The following is a 20,552-nucleotide window of genomic DNA, read 5'->3' as shown; positions in this document are numbered from 1 at the left end:
TGTCTTTTACATCATCGTTATTTCACTTCTTAGTTGTTTCATTGAACTGTTTACATTCAAGGCCGTTTCGTTTGATTGACTTACCTGTTACTGATTCACGCCCGCTCCTCACCAATCCGCTGACCCTGTATCTGGCGCGATTGGCGCCGTCCAGCCAGTTGACCATGCGTTATGTGCTGCAGGATGCCGCCGACCGCCTGGGCTTCGAAGACCAGGATATCGAGGAAATCCCCTGGCACAACCTGCAGCCCGAGGACGTCATTGCGCTGGTGGCCACCTTGCGTTCGGATGGCTATGCACCGAACACGTCGTCGCTCTATGTCAACGCGGTGCGCGGGGTGATGAACGAAGCGTGGCGCATGAGCCTGATCTCTCAGGATCATCTGTTGAAGATGCGATCGGTGAAGGGCATGGCCGGTACACGGCTGTCCCAGGGGCGCAATCTCAGGCGCACGCTGATCCAGGAGCTGATGGCGGTTTGCGCCGCCGATCCGCGGCCGCAAGGCCTGCGGGACGCAGCAATCATCGGGATTCTGTACGGTTCGGGAATGCGCAAATCCGAATCGGTGAACCTGGAGCTGAACCAGGTCGATTTCACCGAGCGCAGCCTGCGGGTGACGGCCAAGGGCAACAAACAGTTGATCAAGTACGCCCCGGCCTGGGCCTTCGCCAAGCTTGAAGCCTGGCTTGAGCTACGTCGGTCGATGCTCAAGGACGGTGAGTCGGACGACCCGTTTCTGTTCAACCGCATCCGCCGTGGCAGTCACATCACCCGCGAACGCATCACCAAGCACGCGATTTACTACATCGCACGGCAACGGGGCGCACAGGTCGGGGTGAAAATCATGCCCCACGACTTCCGGCGTTCATTCATCACCCGGGTGATCGAAGAGCATGACTTGTCGATTGCGCAGAAGCTGGCGCACCACAGCAATATCCAGACCACGGCCAACTACGATGTGCGCGATGACAACGAGCGGCGTCGGGCGGTGGATCGATTCGACCTCTGAGCGATCACATCTCGCTCAGTACATGGGCATGGCCGATGGTCGAGACCTGCACCGAGCTGCCGGCGGGTGGTGCATACATGCCTGAACTGCGCACCAGCAGTGATCGGCCCGATTGCTCATTGCGGGTCAATGGCTGCAGTTCCACTGTCAGCGTGCAGGTGTTGCCGCTGAAGTCCCGATCGGTGACCACGGCCCGGCAACCGCTGGCTTCCGGGTCGCTGGGGAGGATGCTGGCCAATTGCAGTTGTTCGGGGCGCAACATGATCTGCGCCGAGTTGTTGTTGCGGTGATTGTTGACGGGAATCCGCCCGAGGTCGCAATGGGCCCAACCGGCCTCGATGCGTGCGGGCATCACCACGGCATCCCCCAGGAACAAGGCGGTCTGTTCGTCTTCGGGATAGCGGTAAAGGTCCAGCGGATGCCCTGACTGTACCAGTCGGCCATGACGCATCACCGCCAGCTGGTCGGCGAAGGACAGGGCTTCACTCTGGTCATGGGTGACCAGGATGGTGGTGACACCCGCGTCCTCCAGCAGCCGCGCAACCATCTTGCGCATCGCGGCGCGCAATCCGGTATCGAGCGCCGAGAACGGCTCGTCCAGCAGCATCAGTCGTGGCTGTTGCGCCAGGGCTCGGGCCAGGGCCACGCGCTGTTGCTGGCCACCGGACAATTCATGGGGCCAGCGCGCGGCCATCTTCGCGTCCAGGGCCACGCTGTCCATCAGTTCGGCGACGCGCTGCTGTTTTTCAGGGCCCTTGGTCGCCAGGCCGAAGCCGATGTTCGCGGCCACGGTCATGTGCGGGAACAATGCGCCGTCCTGTGGCACGTAGCCGATCAGGCGTTGATGGGCCGGCACTTCGTGGGTGCCGTCGACCAGGGTCTGGCCATTGAGCGAAAGATGCCCGGAATCGGGGAACTCGAAGCCGGCGATCATCCGCAGCAACGTGGTCTTGCCCGAGCCGGAAGGGCCAACGATGACCGTGCGACTGCCGCTGGGTACCGAGAGGCTGACGTTGTCGAGGGCGCAATGGGCGCCATAGGACTTGTAGAGGGCATTTAATTCAAGAGTGTTCATCGGCCAGCCGTTTTTTTCGATTGGTGATAAAGAAGTCCGGTCAACGGAAGTGACAGCACAACCATCAATAAGGCGTAGGGGGCAGCGGCTGCGTAATCGATTTCGCTGGTCAAGGCCCAGAACCCGGTCGCCAGGGTGCGCGTGCCGTTGGGTGCCAGCAGCAGGGTGGCGGTCAATTCGTTGGTGATCGCCAGGAACACCAGTGCCGCGCCGGCGGCTGCCCCCGGTGCGGCCAGGCGCAGGGTGATCAGCCACAGTGCCCGGGCCGGCGAGCGGCCAAGGCTGCGGGCCATGTTTTCCAGTTCCACCGGGGCCTGGGCAATGCCTGCGCGCAGGCTCACCAGGGCGCGGGGCAGGAACATCAACAGGTACGCCAGCAGTACGGTGAAGGTGGTCTGGTAGATCGGCCGGGCAAAATGGATCGTGACGGTTACCAGTGCCAGCGCCACGATAATTCCAGGCAAGGAACTGGTGATGTAGTTGCAGCTTTCCAGTACCCGTTGCATTCGACCGGGGTAGCGAATCGACAGCCAGGCTATCGGAATCGCCGCGCAGGTGGTCAGCGCCGCGCCCGCGATGCCAAGCAGCAGGGTTTGCTCCAGGGCGGGCAACAATTCGGCCATGTCCCAGACTTCCACGCCACCGGCGATGAGCCACTTGCCCAGGGTGATCAAGGGCACGCCCAGGGCCAGGGCGCAGGTCACGATTTGCAGCGTCAGCGAGAGCAGTGTGGATACCGGTTTCAGGTATACGACCCGTTGCTCCCGGGCGCTTCCCGAACCGACGCGAGCGTAGCGCGCGGAACCCCGGGCGGCGGATTCGGCCGTCAGCATTGCGAGGCAACACAGCGCCAGCACACAGGCCAGCATGTGCGCAGCCGCACCGTTGAAGGTCGATTTGAACTGATCGAAGATCGCGGTGGTAAAGGTGTCGAAGCGGATCATGGCGTACAGGCCATATTCAGCCAGCAGGTGCAGGCCGACCAACAAGGCGCCGCCGCAGATCGCCAGGCGCAATTGCGGCAACACCACGCGGAAAAACACTTTCCAGGGCTTGAGCCCCATGGACTCGGCGACGTCTTCGATGGCCGGATCGAGCCGGCGCAAAGTCGCCGCTACCGGCAAATACAGGAACGGGAAGTAGGCGATGACCGAGACCAGGACTCCGGCAAACAAGCCGTGAATCGGTGGCACCAGGCTGACCCAGGCGTAGCTGTGAACAAACGCAGGCACCGCCAGCGGCGCGGTGGCCAGCAACGACCACCAGCGTCGTCCCGGCAGATTCGTGCGTTCCGTGAGCCACGCCAGCGTCACCCCCAGCGCGACGCACAAGGGAATCGTCAGCAGCACCAGCAACACGGTGTTGACCAGCAGTTCACCGACCCGAGGACGGAACACCAGGGCCACAACGGTTGACCAGCCTGTCTGCAGGGACACGCCAATAACGTAGGCGATCGGTAGCAGTGCCAGAAATGAAACCAGCACCGACAAACCAATCACCCATACACCGCCACGTCCCGCAAAGACTCCACGGGAACGTCGACGCAAATTAGCGGGTGTCGCCTCAGCGACCCCCGCAGGCAGGGTTTCTGGCATCAATTTAGAGCAGTCCGGCCTGTGTCATCAGCTCCACGGCTTTTTTACTGTCGAGTTTCGAAGCATCGACAGTCGGCGCATCGAGTTGATTCAGAGGCACCAGTTTAGGGTTGGATGCAGCACCTTTGCCCACGGCGTATTCAAACGACTTGCCGTTCTTCAGGACAGCCTGGCCATCCTTGCCGGTAATGTATTTGAGAAACGCCTGGGCTTGTTCCTGGTGTTTGCTGGAAGCGAGGACGCCGCCGCCGGAGATGCTAACAAAAGCGCCAGGGTCTTTGTGCTTGAAATAGTGCAGGGCGGTGTTCTTGCTGTTTTCGCCGGTCTTGGACTGATCCACCAGGCTGTAATAGTGGTAGATCACGCCGCTGTCGATCTGCCCGGCATTAACCGCCTTGAGTACCGAACTGTTGCCGCGGTAGTTGGCGTAGTTGGTTTTCATCGCCTTGAGCCAATCCAGCGTGGCGGCTTCACCCTTTTGTTCGAGGATGGCCGCGACGATGGCCTGGAAGTCAGCGCCACCGGGCGATGCACCCCAGCGACCCTTCCAGCTCGGCGAAGCCAGGTCCATGATCGATTTCGGCAGGTCGGCTTCCGGCAGTTTGCTCGGGTTGTAGACGAACACTGTAGAGCGCGCGGCAATCCCGACCCATTTGCCGTGGGCTGGACGGTAGGCGGAGTCAACCTGTTCCAGCGTGGCCTTGTCGATGGGCGCAAATAGCCCGGCGTTGTCGACCAGGACCATGGCAGGGGAGTTTTCAGTCAGGAATACGTCCGCCGGAGAAGCCGCGCCTTCCTGCACGATCTGGTTGCCCATCTCGGTGTCATCGCCGTTGCGCAGGGTGACGGGGATACCAGTCTCCTGGGTAAAACCCTCGACCCAGGCCTTGGTCAGGCCTTCGTGTTGCGCGTTGTACACCACGATGCCGACAGAGTCAGCGGCATAGACCTGGCCAGCGCTCAGCAAAGCGGTGGCCAGCAGGGCTTTTTTCAAGAACGAAGGGATTTTTGGAATCATTCTGCGGGCTGCTCCTGGTGCATTTTTTTGAAAGTCATGCGCATTCAAACGCCAGTTAACCAATGCGAATCATTTGCATGTTTTTGAAGTGCGGGAAATGTAGAGATCCAAATGAGAAAAAAACGTCAAAAAAACCGCTAATACATGTAATTTTCATTCAGATTAGCAGCACTGTGCCCACTGTGGTTGGACTCGTCGATCAAACGATGCTGTCGATCAGAATATGACGTTGCCCCGGTTGCCTTTTTGTCGTGCGCCTCGGCGTATCTGACGGTGGCAGTTGCTGCGGGTCGCCTGTCGCGGGGAATGACAGCAGGAAAAGGAGAGACGGATCTACGGCGAACTTGTCGCCGTAGATTCAGGGGGGGGGGAGAAGGCATTCAGGGCGTGGGGCAATTCGCCTGCGGTCTGGTGGCTGCCTGGCTGATCAGCGCGGCCAGGCGCTTGACGTTGTTTTGCTGGGCAAGCACCAGGTCATCGATGCTCGCGCCCGATGGCGTTTGCAAGGTGCTGCGGCAAATCACCCGTGCCGTGTCGCCGGTGCTGTCACTGCGCAGGCGCCATTCCACGTCCATCAAGGCGTACTGGCCGGGCACCGAGTCAAAACGCTGCACATCGATCCGCACCGAATATCGGCCTTGTACAGGATTGTTGCTCAGTTGATCGACCAGCGCACTGCGCAATTCGTCCACGAGGGTGGCGCCCCACCATTGGTTTTCCAGGATTGCCAGGCCACTGTTGCCCTCGCGAATGACGATCTGCGCACGATCGACCTGGGGTGGCACGCTGAGCATCTCGATCTGGATCAGCCCGACGGTGGTCCTTGAGTGATTGCCCTCATGTGCCGGGGTCAAGGTATGGAAGTGAATCGGGCCACTGCGGCAGGCGGCGAGCAGCAACATCGCGGTGACCAGAGTGAACTTCAGCGGTAAAGCCATGGGTATTGCTCCTGTGTTCAATTGCGCGGTGGCCCTTGCAGGTCCATGGGCGCGGCATTGTTCGGACGGCCGCGAAGCAGCGATTCCGGATGCCGTCCCAGGTAATCCGAAAGATCACGCAAGGATCTCGACGTGCGTCCCAGTTCATCCAGGGTCTGCCCCAGTTTTTCCCGTTGCGGCGAATCCTCGGCCAAGGTCGAACTGGCCGATTGCAGGGTCGAATTGGCGGTTTCCAGGGTCTTGCTGACATCCGACAGGGTGGATTGCACGCCCGGCAGGATCTTGCCGTTGAATTGCATCATGCCTTTGCGCAATTCGACGAGGTTGCCATCGAGATTGCCGGCGATACGCTCGATCGGCAGCTTGTTGATCTTGTCGACCATGGATTCGAGTTTTTCCTGCAATTGCTCGAGGCTGCCGGGAAGGGTCGGAATCATGACCGGGCGCGCGTTTGCATCGAAGGTAACCTTGTCGGCCTTGGGGTAGAAGTCCAGGGCAATGTACAACTGGCCGGTCAGGAAGTTGCCGGTGCGGGCCTGGGCACGCAGGCCGTTTTCGATGAAGGTGCCGATCAGCCGTACGCCAGCGGCTTCGTTATCAGGATCATGATTGAGCGCCTTGAGCATCTTGATGTGGGCCTGACCCAGGCGCTGCGGGTAGATCACGATGCCGACGTTGATCGGAAAGGAACGTTTTTTCTCGTCGTAATCCAGATTGACTGCCACTACCTTGCCGATTTCCACACCGAGGAATTCCACCGGGGCGTCGACCTTGAGCCCGCGCAGTGCCTGGTCGAAGCGCATGGCCAGGTACTGCGGCTTGCCGTTTGGCGGGGCGAGGGCGGCTTGTTGGTCCTCGAACAGTTCGTAGGCGTACTCCGCGGCAGCAGGCTTATCGTTGGGGCTGTAGTCGGGCGCGCGGAAGGCAATGCCGCCCACGAGCAAGGAAGACAAGGATTCGGTCTTGACTGCGAAACCGTTGGCGCCGACGTTCACGTCAATGCCGCTGGCGTTCCAGAAACGGGTGTTTTCGGTGACGTACTTGTCATGGGGGGCGTGAATGAACAGCTCTATGTTCACGCCCTTGCCATCCGGGTCCAGCGCGTAAGCCACCACCTGACCCACCGGGATCTTGCGGTAGTAGACCGGAGAGCCGATATCCAGCGACCCCAGGTCCTGGGTGAACAGGGTGAAACGCTTGCCCGGCTCGCCGTAGGTGATGGGTGGCGGGTTTTCCAGGCCCTTGAAGTTTTTTGCCCGGCCGTTGGCCTGGCCGATATCGGCACCGATGTAATCGCCCGACAACAGCGTATCGATGCCGGACACACCGCCCGCGCCAATGCGCGGCCGCACGACCCAGAACTGCGAATCTTCGCGGGTAAAGCTTTCGGCCTGCTTTTCCAGTTTGATGGTGGCGTTGACGCTCTTCTGGTCATTGGCCAGTTCCACATCGGAGACATGACCAATCACGACATTACGGTACTTGACCTCGGTCTTGTTCGCGGTCAGGCCGTCCCCGGTCTTGAACGTGACAACGATGGTCGGGCCTTGCTGCAAAATGCTGTGAACCACCAGCGAAATACCCACCAGCACCGCGACGATCGGGACGATCCAGACCAGCGAGACGCTGAAGCGGCGGGTCTTGATCGGAGCCTGCCCGGGGGCTTGCGGCCCGTCAGTGGCTTGTGACTTCATCCGTGACCTCCTCATTGTGTGGGTTTTCCCGTTCTTTATCCCAAATCAAGCGTGGATCGAAACTCATTGCCGACAACATGGTAAATACCACCACCAACCCAAAAAACAGAATGCCCGGGCGCGGTTCGATATCGGCCAGGGCCTGGAATTTAACAAGCGAGGCCACCAGGGCGACCACGATCACATCGAGCATCGACCAGTAACCGATGACCTCGACGAAGCGGTACAGCGTCGACCGCTCCTTGCGTGCCCACTCGCTGTCGCGCTGCACGGTAACCAGCAGCAATGTGATGGCGACGAACTTGATGCCCGGCACCGCGATACTGGCAATGAAAATGATCAGGGCGATGTCCCAGGCCCCGGCTTCCCAGAACTCCAGCACGCCGCTCATGATTGTGCTGTCGGCGCCGTTGCCGACCATCTTGGTGTTCATCACCGGCAACAGGTTGGCCGGGATGTAGAACACCAGGGCGGCGATCATGTAGGCCCAGGTGCGGGTCAGTGAATTGGTTTTGCGCCGGTGCAGCGGTGCACCGCATCGCTCGCATTCGTGGGGTTCGAAGGTCATGTCGCAGGCCAGGCCGCAGGTGTGGCACAGGCACAGGTTGAGCTCGTCGGCGTAAGGAGGCGTGCTCATACAAGGTCCCATAGTTCGCGAATATCGCGCCCGGCGATGCGGATCATCATCAGGCTCAGCGCAGCGAGGGCAAACAACCCGATGCCGGGCAGCACATCGAGCAGTCCGGCGAGCTTGATCACCGCGACCATGGCTCCCAGCAGACAGACTTCGAGCATGCTCCAGGGCCTCAGGGTTTCCAGCCAGCGCATGGAGAGTTTGAATCCGGGCGAGCGTCGCCTGCTGAGAGCGAAGCCCAGCACCCAGATCAGTAGCAGCAACTGGAATATCGGCGCGATGATCATGGCGATTGCCGCCACCATGGCGATGAAGGTGATAGGCCCCATGCTCAGGGCCAGCACCGAGTCCCAGAGCGTTGCGCTGTTCTTCACGCCTTTGAGGCTGATGCTCATCACCGGATAGAAATTGGCGAATATCCAGAGCATCAACGCGGTGAAGGTCAACGCAAGACGTTGCTCCACCGTGAGGCCGTTATAGCGCTGAAGCACGCCGCCACAGCGCGTACACAGGGTTTTTTGATGTTTGGCGAGCGTTGCTTTTTGGTACACGCTGTCGCAGTGCTCGCAGATGATCAGCTGATCAGTAGTTGCCATGGGTCAAGCTCAACAGAAGGCAGGAAGTTCAGAGCACCCCCTCAATATAGAGGTGACTTGCAATTGAGCAAATCAAAAATCGCAACCTGAACACTATCTGCCGCCGGGAATGACTCGACCCACGAAATGACATGGGAAGCAAGCGACGAACGACTGAGAATTCCACTGCCTGTATTGCGCGTTATGAAAATAACCGTACTAGGCTGACTCGGGTGCCTTGAGTAGATACAGGAATCCAATTGCCTGGTCAGTTGAAAGCCTGGAACTCACCAGAGGGCATGGTTTGGGGTAACTCACCTGGGTCCGGTCACGGATTACTTGAAAACAAGTAGCCGACCACAAGGATCCGTCCCGATAAAGGAAGGTCGCCATGAAAAGACTCTCGCATCGCTCAAGGTTCTACATTGCAGGTTCATTACTGATAGCGCTCAGCGGTATGGCCCAGGCTGCACAAACAGAAAAACCCAATATCCTGTTCATCGTGTCCGACGATACCGGCTACGGCGATCTGGGGCCGTACGGTGGTGGTGTCGGCCGTGGCATGCCAACCCCCAGCATCGACCAACTGGCACAAGAAGGTACGACCTTTTATTCCTTTTATGCCCAGCCGAGCTGCACCCCGGGCCGGGCCGCCATGCAGACCGGGCGCATCCCTAATCGCAGCGGCATGACCACCGTGGCCTTCCAGGGCCAGGGCGGTGGTTTGCCTGCCGCCGAGTGGACGCTGGCCTCAGTGCTCAAGACTGGCGGTTACGAGACCTACTTCACCGGCAAGTGGCACCTGGGCGAAGCCGACTATGCGATGCCCAATGCCCAGGGGTATGACGTGATGAAGTACGTCGGCCTCTATCACCTCAATGCCTACACCTACGCCGACCCGACCTGGTTCCCCGACATGGACCCGGAAACCCGGGAAATGTTTGCCAAGGTGACCAAGGGCGCACTCTCGGGCAAGGCGGGAGAAAAGGCCGTCGAAGAGTTCAAGATCAATGGCCAGTATGTTGATACGCCGGTCATCGATGGCAAACCCGGTGTAGTCGGGATTCCCTACTTTGACGGTTATGTCGAAAAGGCCGCGCTGGAATTTCTCGACACCGCTGCCAAGTCCGACAAGCCGTTCTTCATCAACGTCAACTTCATGAAAGTGCACCAGCCGAACCTGCCGGCACCGGAGTTCGTTCACAAGTCGATCTCCAAGTCCAAGTACGCCGACTCGGTGGTCGAACTGGATACGCGCATCGGCCATATCATGGACAAGCTCAAGGCGCTGGGCCTGGATAAGAATACGCTGGTGGTCTACACCACCGATAACGGCGCCTGGCAGGATGTTTACCCGGACGCCGGCTACACACCATTTCGTGGCACCAAAGGCACCGTGCGCGAGGGCGGTAACCGGGTCCCTGCAATCATGACCTGGCCCGGAAAAATCAAGCCCAATGCCAAGAACCACGACATTCTCGGCGGGCTCGATCTGATGGCAACTTTCGCCTCGGTGGCCGGCATCAAGTTGCCGGAGAAGGATCGCGAAGGTCAGCCAATCTATTTCGACAGCTACGACATGACCCCGGTAATCACCGGCACGGGTCCCGATCCACGTAAAGAGTGGTTCTACTTCACCGAAAACGAGTTGTCCCCTGGTGCGGCCCGCGTAGGCAACTACAAGGCCGTGTTCAACCTGCGTGGCGACAATGGCGTGCCGACCGGCGGCCTGGCCGTGGATACCAACCTGGGCTGGAAAGGGGAGTCGAAGTACGTGGCGACAGTGCCGCAAGTCTTTGACTTGCTGCAAGATCCACAGGAGCGCTACGACATCTTCATGAGTAACGTCACTGAGCGCACCTGGACCATGGTGCCGATCAGCCAGGCGATCAACAAGCTGATGCAGACCTACATCAAGTACCCGCCACGCAAGATGCAAAGCATGACCTATGACGGGCCGATCGAGTTGTCGAAGTACCAGAAATTCCAGTCGATTCGGGAAAGCTTGCAGAAGGAGGGCGTCAGTATCCCGGTGCCTAACTAGCGGTGCGGCAGCGGTCTTGCTCAAGACCGCTGCATTTCTGTCAGCCAGGCGGGGGAACTCCCTCGCCACGGCTACCCGGTCAACCCAGCACTTCCCGCATCCGATACCAGAACATGCCAAGGGCCAGCAACGGTGAACGCAGGGCGCGTCCGCCGGGGAAGGTCATGTGCGGCACGGCGCTGAACACGTCGAAGCCCTTGCTGTGGCCGGCATGGATCGCTTCGCCCAACAACTTCGCGCACCAGTGGGTCACGTTCAGGCCATGACCGGAGTAGCCCTGGGCGTAGAACACGTTGGGGTGCTGGCCCAGGCGCCCGACCTGGGGGAAACGGTTGGCCGAGATGCCGATCTTGCCGCCCCACTGATAGTCGATGCGCACATCGGCCAGTTGCGGGAATACCTTGAGCATCTGCGGGCGCATGTAGGCGCTGATGTCCGAAGGATCGCGCCCGGAATAATGGCAGGCTCCGCCGAACAGCAAACGCCGGTCAGCCGAGAGCCGGTAGTAATCCAGGCCGACCTTCTGGTCGCACAGCGCGACGTTGTGCGGGATCAGTTTTGCAGCGGCCTCTTCTGACAAGGGCTCGGTGGCGATGATGTAGCTGCCCGCCGGGAGTACCTTGCCGCTGAGCTTCGGTTCCAATTCTTCGAGGTGCGCGTTGCAGGCCAGCACCAAGGTGCCTGCACTCACAGTGCCACCGGCGCAACGGACCTGGACCGTGCTGCCATGGATCAACTCCAGCACCGGGCTCTGCTCGAAAATCCGCACCCCAAGGGACTCGGCAACCTGCGCCTCGCCAAGGACCAGGTTCAGCGGATGCAAATGCCCCGAGCCCATGTCTACCAGGCCACCGGCGTACACGCCGGAGTTCACCACCTGTTCACGAATCTGTTCCGGCGCGACCAGTCGGGTTTCAAAGGCGTAGCCGGATTCAATCAGTTGCGCCTGCTCGGCCTTGAACGCCTTGAACTGTGCCGGGGTGTTGGCCAGTTCGCAGAAGCCCCAGCTCAGGTCGCAATCGATGCCGTGCTCACGGATGCGATTGCCCACGACCTGCACCGACTCGGTCCCGGCATGTTCCAGGTATTGCACGCCATCGGCGCCGATGTGCCTGGCGAAACCGCTGACGTCATGGCCGATACCCCGAATCAACTGGCCGCCGTTGCGCCCGCTGGCGCCCCAGCCAATTCGCCGGGCCTCCAGCAGGACCACCGAGAGCCCACGCTGGGCCAGTTCGATGGCGGTGTTGATGCCGGTGAAACCCGCACCGACCACGCAGACATCGGCCATCAGGTCCGAGGCCAGCGCGGGACGCTGCCTCATGCCCTTGGCGGACGCCGCGTAATAGGAGAGGGTGTGTTCCTTGGTGTACTGATTCATTTGTTGGACTTCACTTTGCTCCACGAACGGGTCATCAGGCGCATGATCGACTGCGGCGGCGTGGTGGAGATGTAGAGTTTGTCGAGGACTTCCTGGGATGGATAAACCTCGGGGTTGCTGACCAGTTCAGGATCCATGTACTGCTTGGCGGCCGGGTTCGGGTTGGCGTAGCCGACCGACTCACTGACCTTGGCAATCACTTGCGGGTCCAGCAGGTAGTTGATGAAGGCGTGGGCTTCTTTCGGATTGCCGGCGTCGGCGGGGATGGCCAGCAGGTCGAACCACAGGTTGGCGCCTTCCTTGGGAATGGCGTAGGCGATGTTCACGCCGTTCTTGGCTTCCTTGGCGCGGTTGGCGGCCTGGAACACATCGCCCGAGTAACCGAATGCCACGCAGATATCGCCGTTGGCCAGGTCCGAGACGTACTTGGAGGAGTGGAAATAGGTGATGTAGGGGCGGATCTGCAGCAGCTTGGCTTCGGCCTTCTTGAAGTCCTCTGGGTTTTCGCTGCGCGGGTCCATGCCCATGTAATTGAGCATCGCCGGGAACACTTCGTCCGCCGAGTCCATCATCGACACGCCGCAGGCGCTGAGCTTCTTGATGTTTTCCGGTTCGAACAGCACGGCCCAGGAGTCGATTTTGTCGATACCCAGCACTGCCTTGACCTTGTCGACGTTATAGCCGATGCCGTTGGTGCCCCACAGGTACGGCACCGAGTGCGCGTTACCCGGATCGTTTTTCTCCAGCAGCGCCAGCAGTTTCGGATCGAGGTTCTTGAAATTCGGCAGTTGCTCGCGATCGAGCTTGAGGAACGCACCGGCCTTCACCTGGCGGGCGAGGAAGTGGTTGGACGGCACCACCACGTCATACCCGGTACGACCGGCAAGCAGTTTGCCTTCCAGGGTTTCGTTGGAATCGAATACGTCGTAGATCACCTTGATCCCGGTCTTGGCCTGGAAGTCGGCGAGGGTGGTTTCGCCGATGTAGTCGGTCCAGTTGTAGACGCTGACCTGTGGCTGGGCCTGGGCAACGGCGCTGAACAGAACCGCCAGTGCGGCGGGGACCACGGATTTCAAAAGACGCATATCGATACCTTCTTGGAATTGTTGGATTCTTCAGGTGATTTTCTTGGTATTCACTTGCCCCCTGTGGGAGCAAGCCCGCTCCCACAGGGGATGTGTGATCCCTTGGGGAGCGAGTTTTTTAGACGCTGAGCATCAGGAACTCACGCTCCCACGAACTGATCACCCGCTTGAAGTTCTCGTGCTCGGCGCGTTTGACCGCGACATAGCCCCGTACGAACTTGTTGCCCAGGTAGCGGCTGATGGTGTCGCACTCTTCCATCTGGGTCAGGGCGTCCTCGATGGTGATCGGCAGGCGCAGGTTGCGACGCTCATAGGCGCGGCCCTGTACCGCAGCGCTCGGCTCGATACGCTCGACCATGCCCAGGTAACCGCACAGCAGGCTGGCGGCGATGGCCAGGTACGGGTTGGCGTCGGCGCCCGGCAGGCGATTCTCGACGCGCATGGCGTCAGGGCTGGAGGTCGGCACGCGCAGGCCGACGGTGCGGTTTTCTTCGCCCCATTCGACGTTCACCGGTGCCGAGGTATCCGGCAGGAAGCGGCGGAACGAGTTGACGTTCGGCGCGAACATCGGCAGCACCTTCGGGATGTACTTCTGCAAGCCGCCAATGTGATGCAGGAACAGTTCGCTCATGTTGCCATCGGCATCGGCGAAGATTGGCTGACCGGTGGCAATGTCCACCACGCTCTGGTGAATGTGCATGGCGCTGCCAGGCTCGTCGCCGACTGGCTTGGCCATGAAGGTTGCCGCCACGTTGTGCTTGAGCGCCGCTTCACGCATGGTGCGCTTGAACACGGTGATCTGGTCCGCCAGGTCCAGGGCGTTGCCATGACGGAAGTTGATTTCCATCTGCGCCGGGCCGTCTTCGTGGATCAGCGTGTCGAGGTCCAGGCCTTGCAGTTCGCACCAGTCGTAAACGTCTTCGAACAGCGGATCGAATTCGTTGGCAGCGTCGATGGAGAACGACTGACGACCGCTTTCGGCGCGGCCCGAACGGCCCATCGGCGCCTTGAGCGGCAGGTCCGGGTCTTCGCAGCGCTGGGTCAGGTAGAACTCCATTTCCGGCGCGACGATCGGACGCCAGCCTTTGTCGGTGTACAGCTGCAGGACTTTCTTCAGCACGTTGCGCGGCGACAGTTCGATCGGGTTGCCGAACTTGTCGAAGGTGTCGTGGATCACGATGGCGGTCGGCTCGATGGCCCATGGCACCACGTAGACCGCGTCGGCATCCGGCTTGCAGACCATGTCGATATCGGCCGGGTCGAGCAGGTCGTAGTAGATGTCGTCGTCGACAAAGTCCCCGGTTACCGTTTGCAGAAGGACACTTTCCGGCAGGCGCATGCCTCGCTCATGCAGGAACTTGTTGGTCGGTGCAATTTTGCCGCGTGCAATGCCGGTCAGGTCGCTGACGACGCACTCGACTTCGGTAATCTTGTGATCTTTCAGCCAAGTGAACAGCTGATCGAAAGGGACATTCATAAAGACCTCGTTATTGGTTTTATTAACGCCAGGAGAGACCGGTTTCATCCGCCGGACACTTCCCCTGTAGCGCGTTGACGACTATCTTGTGCGAGCCTTGCGGTTCCATCTATCCACTTTAAGCAGCACAAAGCGCACCAAAAGAGTGCGTAAGGTCGCCCCCATGACAGGTTCCAACTCCCTCCAGGTCCAAGCGTTCAACACCGCCGATGTCGCCGAGCAAATCCGCGCCACGCCGGGTTGGGTGCAGCAATACCAGCAGATGTCGCCGGGGCATTTCGCAGGCCTGGTGCGTTATCTGGATCTGCAGGGCGTGGAGATTTACGAAGAGTCGATGAATACCCGGGTCGAGCAGAATTTCAGCGCGCCCCAGGGTTCGTTGTCGTTTTGTTTCGATCGCGGTGACAACGCGCTGTACGTGTTGAATGGCGAAAGCCGCAACATCTGGATCACCCCGGAGAACTACCAGGAAATCGCCGTGGTGTTCGGGCCGGAGTTCGTAAAGCGCCACAGCCTCGACATCGCCAGGCTCGAAGGGCTGTTCATGGCACCGCTCAACTCCCAGCAGAACGCGCTGTTCTGCCGTTGGCTCAGCGGGACCTTGACGCGCCTGTCGCAGACCTTCGATCCACCGAGCCGCGAAGCGCTGACCCAGCAACTGCTGGAAGATTGCCTGTTCATCCTCGACAACGCCTGTGTCGGCCTCGACCAGGGGGCGCTGCAGCGTCGGGCCGGGGAGCGGTCGATCATGAAGCGGGTAGGGGAATGGGCCGCGGACACCCCGGAAGAACACCTCAACCTGTTGGAGTTGTCCCAGGTCGCGGGGGTTTCACTGCGCCAGTTGCAGCATGCGTTCAAGACCTACACCGGCATGTCGCCGACCCAGTGGCTGCGCCTGCGCCGCCTCAACAGCGCCCGCCGCGAATTGCTCAGCCGCACGCCCACGCAAACCACCGTGGCCGAGGTGGCGATGCATTGGTCGTTCTGGCATCTGGGGCGGTTTTCCAGCAGCTACCGCGCGTTGTTCAACGAGCTGCCGAGCGACACCCTCAAGCGTGCGAGTACCATTCAGGCAAGCGGTCGCAGCCGGCGTTAGAACGTCGGTGGCGTAATCACCCAGATCACCACCGCATCGACATCGCCGGGATTGCCGTAGCGGTGCGGTTCCTGGCTGGAAAAGCTGAAGCTGTCGCCTTCATTGAGCTGGAAATGGCGCTCGCCGACCCACAACTCGAAACTCCCCGAGAGCAAGTAGCCGGCTTCTTCTCCGTCGTGGCTGTAGCTTTGCTGGCTGTAGGTGCCGGGCGGGAAGCGCGAGTGGAGCATTTCCAGTTGGCGGTTGGCTTGCGGCGTCAACAACTGGTCGACGATGCCGTCTTCGTAATGCACGTTCAGGCGGCTGTTCTTGCGTACCACGACGCCATCGTCTTCGGGCGCGGTGACCGCTTCACTGGCGAAAAACCACTGGATGGTCACGCCGAGGCTGCGGGCAATGTTGAACAGCGCCGGAATCGACGGGTAGGCGAGGTTGCGTTCCAGCTGGCTGATGTAGCCGGCGGTGAGTTCGCTCTGTTGCGCCAGTTCCGCCAGGGTCATGCCCCGGCGCTTGCGCAGGCCGCGAATGCGCGTGCCGAGAAAATGCGGTTCGGCGCTGCCTGAAGCGGGCGGGGTCTTGCTGTTGTTGCTCATGGAAAATTCCGAACCGGGGGCTACGCCACACCCTGGTAGGAGCTGCCGCAGGCTGCGATCTTTTGATCTTGTTTTTGAAAAGCAAAATCAAAAGATCGCAGCCTGCGGCAGCTCCTACTGAGAGCGATCATTTGAATGTAAAGCCCCGGAGTATAAACAGCCTTAAAGCTCCCACGCGACTTTCAGGCCTTCATAAATCGCTTCTTCGGCGGTACGCGGCGCCAGGCAGTCGCCGATGCGACGAAACTCCACCAGCCCTTGCAACTCCGCACCCAGGGTATCCACCGGTTGGTGGCCCTGGCACAGCACCAGCGTATCGATGTTCTCCATCAGCATCGGTTCGCCACTGGCGGTGTGTTGCAGGTACACCGTGTTGTCATCGCAGCCATACAGCCGCGCGTAGGGCGTGATCGGCACGCCCAGCTTATGCAGTTCGCCGGCCAGTTGATCGCGCACGTACAGCGGCAGGTTTTCCCCGCAGTGGGTGCCGTTGACCGCCAGCTGCACCTGGTGCCCGGCGCGCACCAGGCGTTCGGCGATGCCGGGGCCGATCCAGTCGCAGCGCCAGTCGACCACCACCACCGAACGGCCGACCTTTACTTCATCGCGCAGCACTTGCCAGGCGTCCACCACCTGCAACTCACCGCCGCGCTCGAAGGCCGGCCAGTAAGGCTCGGCACCGGTAGCGACGATCACCATGTCCGGTTTTTCCCGTTCCACCAGTGCCCGGTCGACTCGGGTATTGCGCACCACGCGCACGCCGGCCAGTTCCATTTCCCGTTGCAGGTTGGTACTGGCACCGCCGAATTCGCTACGCCGCGGCAGCAGCTGCGCGAGCAACACCTGACCGCCCAGTTGCGGACTGGCTTCGTACAACGTCACCTCATGGCCGCGCTGGGCCGCAACGGTGGCGGCTTTCATCCCGGCTGGGCCACCGCCGGCGATCATGATGCGTTTGCGCCGTGGCGCTTGTCGGCGTTCGCCGAAGATCAGTTCGCGCCCGGTTTCCGGGTGCTGGATGCAGGAAATCGGCAAGCCCTTGTGGAAGTGGCCGATGCACGCCTGGTTGCAGGCAATGCACGCCCGCACGTCTTCGACGCGGCCGGTGTCGGTCTTGTTGGGCATTTGCGGATCGCAAATCAGCGCCCGGGTCATGCCGCACACATCGGCCTGGCCGCGAGCCAGAATCAGCTCGGCTTCCTGGGGCTGGTTGATGCGCCCGGTGACGAACAGCGGAATGTTCAAACCGGCCTTGAACGTCCCGGCTTCTTTAGCCAGGTACGCCGCTTCGATCGCCATGGGTGGCACGATATGCACCGCGCCACCCAGGGAAGCAGAGGTGCCGGCGACGATGTGCACGTAATCGAGCTGCGCTTGCAGTGACTGCACGGCGGCCAGGGATTCGTCCTCGGTCAGGCCTTCCGGGTCGCGCTCGTCGGCGGAAATGCGCAGGCCGATGATGAACTGCTCGTCGGTCGCCGCGCGCACGGCGGCGATTACCTCGCGCAGGAAACGCAAACGCTGTTCCAGTCCGCCGTTGTAGCCATCGGTCCGCCGGTTGACCCGCGGATTGATGAACTGCGCCGGCAGGTAACCATGGCTGGCCACGACCTCGACGCCATCGATGCCTGCCTGGTGCAGTCGGCGGGCGGCAGCGGCATAACCGGCGACGATCTCGTCGATCATGGCCTGGTCCAGCGCGCGGGGCATCACCCGGAAGCGTTCGTTGGGCACCGACGAGGCGCAATAGGCCACCGCCAGCAGGCCATCGCTGGACTCCATGATCTCCCGCCCCGGATGGAACACCTGGGACAACACCACGGTACCGTGGGCATGGCAGGTTTGCGCCAGTTTGCGGTAGCCCTCGATGCACGCATCGTCGGTGGCCATCAGCACATGGGAGGTGTAGCGCGCGCTGTCATGCACGCCGGCCACTTGCAGCACGATCAGCCCGGCACCGCCTTCGGCACGCGCCCGGTGATAGGCGATCAATTGCTCATTGACCAGATTGTCGGTGGGCATCGAGGTGTCGTGCCCGCTGGACATGATGCGGTTTTTCAGGCGCTTGCCACGGATCTCCAGGGGTTCGAACAGGTGCGCGAAGGCGGGTGTCGAGGTCGGCATGGGGGCGGGTACTCCTGGCAGGCTGAAGCCGAAAGGCCGGGTTTCGGCGTTGTTATTGTTGCGCTATAGAAATTTACCTTCAGTAAAAAATCAACTTGTTTTTTTACTGCGCCTTGCAGTAGTTTCGTCTCGAGCCCGCTCCCGGGCCAAACCTCACAACAATAAAAAAGGGCTGCGCGGGCCTTGGGTCCCGTGGCACCTGCAAGAGGAACCACTGATGAAATCGCACACGCTCAAGCACGGTTTTTATCCCTTGGTGTTGTCCGTGGCCATGGGCCTGGGCAGCGCTCAGGCAGCATCGGACATGGTGGTGGTCGGATACGGCGGAGCCGGACAAAAAGCCCAGGACGTGGCGTTCTTTCAACCCTTCGCCGCCGTGGATCAAAGCAAGGTGATCCAGAGTGAATACAACGGAGAAATGGCCAAAATCAAAGTCATGGTCGACACCGGCAACGTCGACTGGGACGTGGTGCAGATCGAAGGTCCGGACCTGATGCGCGGCTGCGAGGAAGGCATGTACGAGCGCCTGGACTGGACCCGCCTGGGCCACGCCGACCAGTTGATCCCCGAGGCGGCGCAGGAATGCGGTTCCGCCGCGCTGGTGTGGAGCGTGGCCATTGCCTACGACACCGACAAACTGGCCCAGGCCCCGACCTCGTGGGCAGACTTTTGGGACGTGAAGAAAACCCCCGGCAAGCGTGGGCTGCGCAAACGCGCGGTGTACAACCTGGAATTCGCCTTGCTGGCCGACGGGGTCAAGACCGAAGACGTCTACAAGGTGCTCGGCACCCCGCAGGGGGTGGACCGGGCATTCGCCAAGCTCACTGAACTCAAGCCTTACATCCAGTGGTGGGAGGCCGGCGCGCAACCGCCGCAATGGCTGACCGCCGGCGATGTGGTGATGACCTCGACCTACAGCGGACGCATCGCCGACGCCGCACAGAAAGGCAGCCACCTCGCTCTGGTCTGGCCCGGCAGCCTGTACGGCATGGACTACTGGGCGATCATCAAAGGGTCCCGGCATGTGGATCAGGCCAAGCGCTTTATCGCCTTCGCCAACCAGCCGGACGCCCAGGTCAACTACGTGCAGCAAATCCCCTACGGCCCGACCAATATCCAGGCCGCCGCACGGCTGGACGACAAACTGGCGCAATGGGTGCCTACGGCGCCGCAGAACCTCAAGGGTGCACTGTCGATGAACGTCGGTTTCTGGGTTGATCATGGCGAAGAGCTGGAAGAGCGCTTCAACGCCTGGGCCAGTAAATAAATGCGGACGGCTGGACGTGTCCAAGCGTCCAGCCTTACTGTCTGCCCCAGCCGATCAGCCTGGAGAACCACCACCATGAACAACATCGCCAGCCACCTGGCCCCTGAACGCAGCGCTACCGAGCTACGCCTGCGTGAGGAACTGGCGGCCTGTTACCGCTTGATTGCGCACTTTCGCATGACCGATCTGATCTTCACCCACATCTCGGTGCGCATTCCGGGGCCGGAGCATCACTTTCTGATCAACCCCTACGGGCTGATGTTCGATGAAATCACTGCGTCGAATCTGGTGAAGATCGACCTTGATGGCCATGCCGTAGAGCCGTCGCCGTACCCGGTCAACCCGGCCGGGTTCGTGATTCACAGCGCCATTCATGGCGCCCGTGAAGATGCGCAATGCGTGCTGCACACCCACACCAGATCCGGGTGTGCGGTGGCGGCGTTGAAGTGTGGGTTGTTGCCGGTGAACCAGATTTCCATGGAGTTTTATGGCCGGGTCGCTTACCACGATTACGAAGGTGTGGCGCTGGACCTGAGCGAGCAGCAACGGCTGGTGGCGGACCTGGGCGACAAATCGGTATTGATGCTGCGCAACCATGGCTTGCTGACTGTCGGCGAGACGGTGAGCCAGGCATTCTTGCGCATGTACTACCTGGAAAAGGCCTGTGAAATCCAGCTGGCCGCGCAAGCTGCCGGTGAGGTTGTGCTGCCGTCGCACGAGGTCTGTGCGCATACAGAACGGCAGTTCAATGATCCGGGGCGACCGTTGGAGGAGGGGGAGTTGAGTGATCCGGATGCGATGCAACTGGCTTGGGCGGCGTTGTTGCGGTTGCTGGATCGTGTGGCTCCGAGGTATCGGGACTGATCCGGATTCTGTGTTGTTTGAGCTGACCCCTTCGCGATCCGACTTGCTCGCGATGGACGCGCCGCGGTCTACCAGACTGGCA

17 protein-coding genes are annotated in these 20,552 nt (G+C 60.7%); 5 read left to right on the top strand and 12 right to left on the bottom strand.

The features are described 5' to 3' along the window. Positions 1–71 precede the first annotated feature (71 nt). Entirely contained in the window at positions 72–1,010 is a 939-nt protein-coding gene (gene xerC, locus ACM6G4_RS27840; RefSeq protein ID WP_056727471.1) for a tyrosine recombinase XerC, read from the top strand. A gap of 4 nt (positions 1,011–1,014) precedes the next feature. On the opposite strand, the gene ACM6G4_RS27835 is transcribed toward xerC, so the two are convergent. The 7 genes from ACM6G4_RS27835 to ACM6G4_RS27805 all read right to left on the bottom strand — a co-directional run bounded on the left by ACM6G4_RS27835 (position 1,015) and on the right by ACM6G4_RS27805 (position 8,560). Continuing rightward, entirely contained in the window at positions 1,015–2,085 is a 1,071-nt protein-coding gene (locus tag ACM6G4_RS27835; RefSeq protein ID WP_056727470.1) for an ABC transporter ATP-binding protein, read from the bottom strand. After that, positions 2,082–3,680, bottom strand: a complete 1,599-nt coding sequence (locus ACM6G4_RS27830; protein WP_414915060.1) for an ABC transporter permease — start codon at positions 3,678–3,680, stop codon at positions 2,082–2,084. The genes ACM6G4_RS27835 and ACM6G4_RS27830 overlap by 4 nt, the downstream gene beginning before the upstream one ends. A 4-nt stretch (positions 3,681–3,684) precedes the next feature. Next, positions 3,685–4,698: an iron ABC transporter substrate-binding protein gene (locus tag ACM6G4_RS27825; RefSeq protein ID WP_056727467.1), complete on the bottom strand. Its 1,014-nt coding sequence runs from the start codon at positions 4,696–4,698 to the stop codon at positions 3,685–3,687. Between the two features lie 380 nt (positions 4,699–5,078). Beyond that, on the bottom strand, positions 5,079–5,636 hold the full coding sequence (locus ACM6G4_RS27820) for a membrane integrity-associated transporter subunit PqiC (RefSeq protein WP_056727466.1): 558 nt from the start codon (positions 5,634–5,636) through the stop codon (positions 5,079–5,081). 17 nt (positions 5,637–5,653) lie between these two features. After that, the gene (locus ACM6G4_RS27815) at positions 5,654–7,330 is read right to left on the bottom strand and encodes an intermembrane transport protein PqiB (protein WP_056727464.1); all 1,677 of its coding nucleotides are present in this window, start codon (positions 7,328–7,330) and stop codon (positions 5,654–5,656) included. Then, entirely contained in the window at positions 7,311–7,967 is a 657-nt protein-coding gene (locus ACM6G4_RS27810; protein ID WP_414915059.1) for a paraquat-inducible protein A, read from the bottom strand. Before ACM6G4_RS27810 ends, ACM6G4_RS27815 begins: the two co-directional genes overlap by 20 nt. After that, positions 7,964–8,560, bottom strand: a complete 597-nt coding sequence (locus ACM6G4_RS27805) for a paraquat-inducible protein A (protein WP_414915058.1) — start codon at positions 8,558–8,560, stop codon at positions 7,964–7,966. The genes ACM6G4_RS27810 and ACM6G4_RS27805 overlap by 4 nt, the downstream gene beginning before the upstream one ends. Positions 8,561–8,930: 370 nt before the next feature. Between ACM6G4_RS27805 and ACM6G4_RS27800 the strand changes: the two genes are divergently transcribed. Next, complete coding sequence (locus ACM6G4_RS27800; RefSeq protein ID WP_414915057.1) at positions 8,931–10,583, top strand: arylsulfatase; 1,653 nt, start codon at positions 8,931–8,933, stop codon at positions 10,581–10,583. 79 nt (positions 10,584–10,662) lie between these two features. Here ACM6G4_RS27800 and ACM6G4_RS27795 read toward each other — a convergent pair whose 3' ends face one another. From ACM6G4_RS27795 to ACM6G4_RS27785, 3 genes are all read right to left on the bottom strand, one after another. Beyond that, complete coding sequence (locus ACM6G4_RS27795; protein ID WP_414915056.1) at positions 10,663–11,964, bottom strand: NAD(P)/FAD-dependent oxidoreductase; 1,302 nt, start codon at positions 11,962–11,964, stop codon at positions 10,663–10,665. After that, the gene (locus ACM6G4_RS27790; RefSeq protein WP_056725073.1) at positions 11,961–13,049 is read right to left on the bottom strand and encodes a polyamine ABC transporter substrate-binding protein; all 1,089 of its coding nucleotides are present in this window, start codon (positions 13,047–13,049) and stop codon (positions 11,961–11,963) included. Before ACM6G4_RS27790 ends, ACM6G4_RS27795 begins: the two co-directional genes overlap by 4 nt. A gap of 118 nt (positions 13,050–13,167) precedes the next feature. Then, a complete protein-coding gene (locus ACM6G4_RS27785; protein WP_056725071.1) occupies positions 13,168–14,526 on the bottom strand; it encodes a glutamine synthetase family protein in 1,359 nt (452 codons plus the stop codon). Between the two features lie 163 nt (positions 14,527–14,689). Here ACM6G4_RS27785 and ACM6G4_RS27780 point away from each other — a divergent pair, with 163 nt between their 5' ends. Continuing rightward, positions 14,690–15,622 (top strand): helix-turn-helix domain-containing protein, encoded by a 933-nt coding sequence (locus ACM6G4_RS27780; protein WP_414915055.1) that lies wholly within the window; start codon positions 14,690–14,692, stop codon positions 15,620–15,622. Here the strand turns inward: ACM6G4_RS27780 and ACM6G4_RS27775 are convergent. Both ACM6G4_RS27775 and ACM6G4_RS27770 read right to left on the bottom strand, forming a co-directional pair. Then, on the bottom strand, positions 15,619–16,215 hold the full coding sequence (locus ACM6G4_RS27775) for a cupin domain-containing protein (protein ID WP_056725067.1): 597 nt from the start codon (positions 16,213–16,215) through the stop codon (positions 15,619–15,621). The genes ACM6G4_RS27780 and ACM6G4_RS27775 overlap by 4 nt on opposite strands. Positions 16,216–16,377: 162 nt before the next feature. Further along, positions 16,378–18,339, bottom strand: coding sequence for an FAD-dependent oxidoreductase (locus tag ACM6G4_RS27770; protein WP_414915054.1), 1,962 nt, complete (start codon positions 18,337–18,339; stop codon positions 16,378–16,380). 217 nt (positions 18,340–18,556) lie between these two features. Here ACM6G4_RS27770 and ACM6G4_RS27765 point away from each other — a divergent pair, with 217 nt between their 5' ends. Both ACM6G4_RS27765 and ACM6G4_RS27760 read left to right on the top strand, forming a co-directional pair. Further along, on the top strand, positions 18,557–19,606 hold the full coding sequence (locus ACM6G4_RS27765; RefSeq protein ID WP_414915053.1) for an ABC transporter substrate-binding protein: 1,050 nt from the start codon (positions 18,557–18,559) through the stop codon (positions 19,604–19,606). A 75-nt stretch (positions 19,607–19,681) separates the two neighbouring features. Continuing rightward, positions 19,682–20,470, top strand: a complete 789-nt coding sequence (locus tag ACM6G4_RS27760) for a class II aldolase/adducin family protein (protein WP_414915052.1) — start codon at positions 19,682–19,684, stop codon at positions 20,468–20,470. Positions 20,471–20,552 lie beyond the last annotated feature (82 nt).

The organism is Pseudomonas sp. IT-P258, assembly GCF_949767825.1.
In the GTDB taxonomy this organism is placed as follows: domain Bacteria; phylum Pseudomonadota; class Gammaproteobacteria; order Pseudomonadales; family Pseudomonadaceae; genus Aquipseudomonas; species Aquipseudomonas monachiensis.
The sequence above is the reverse complement of the archived record's forward strand: the minus strand, read 5'-3'. Positions and strand labels throughout refer to the sequence as shown.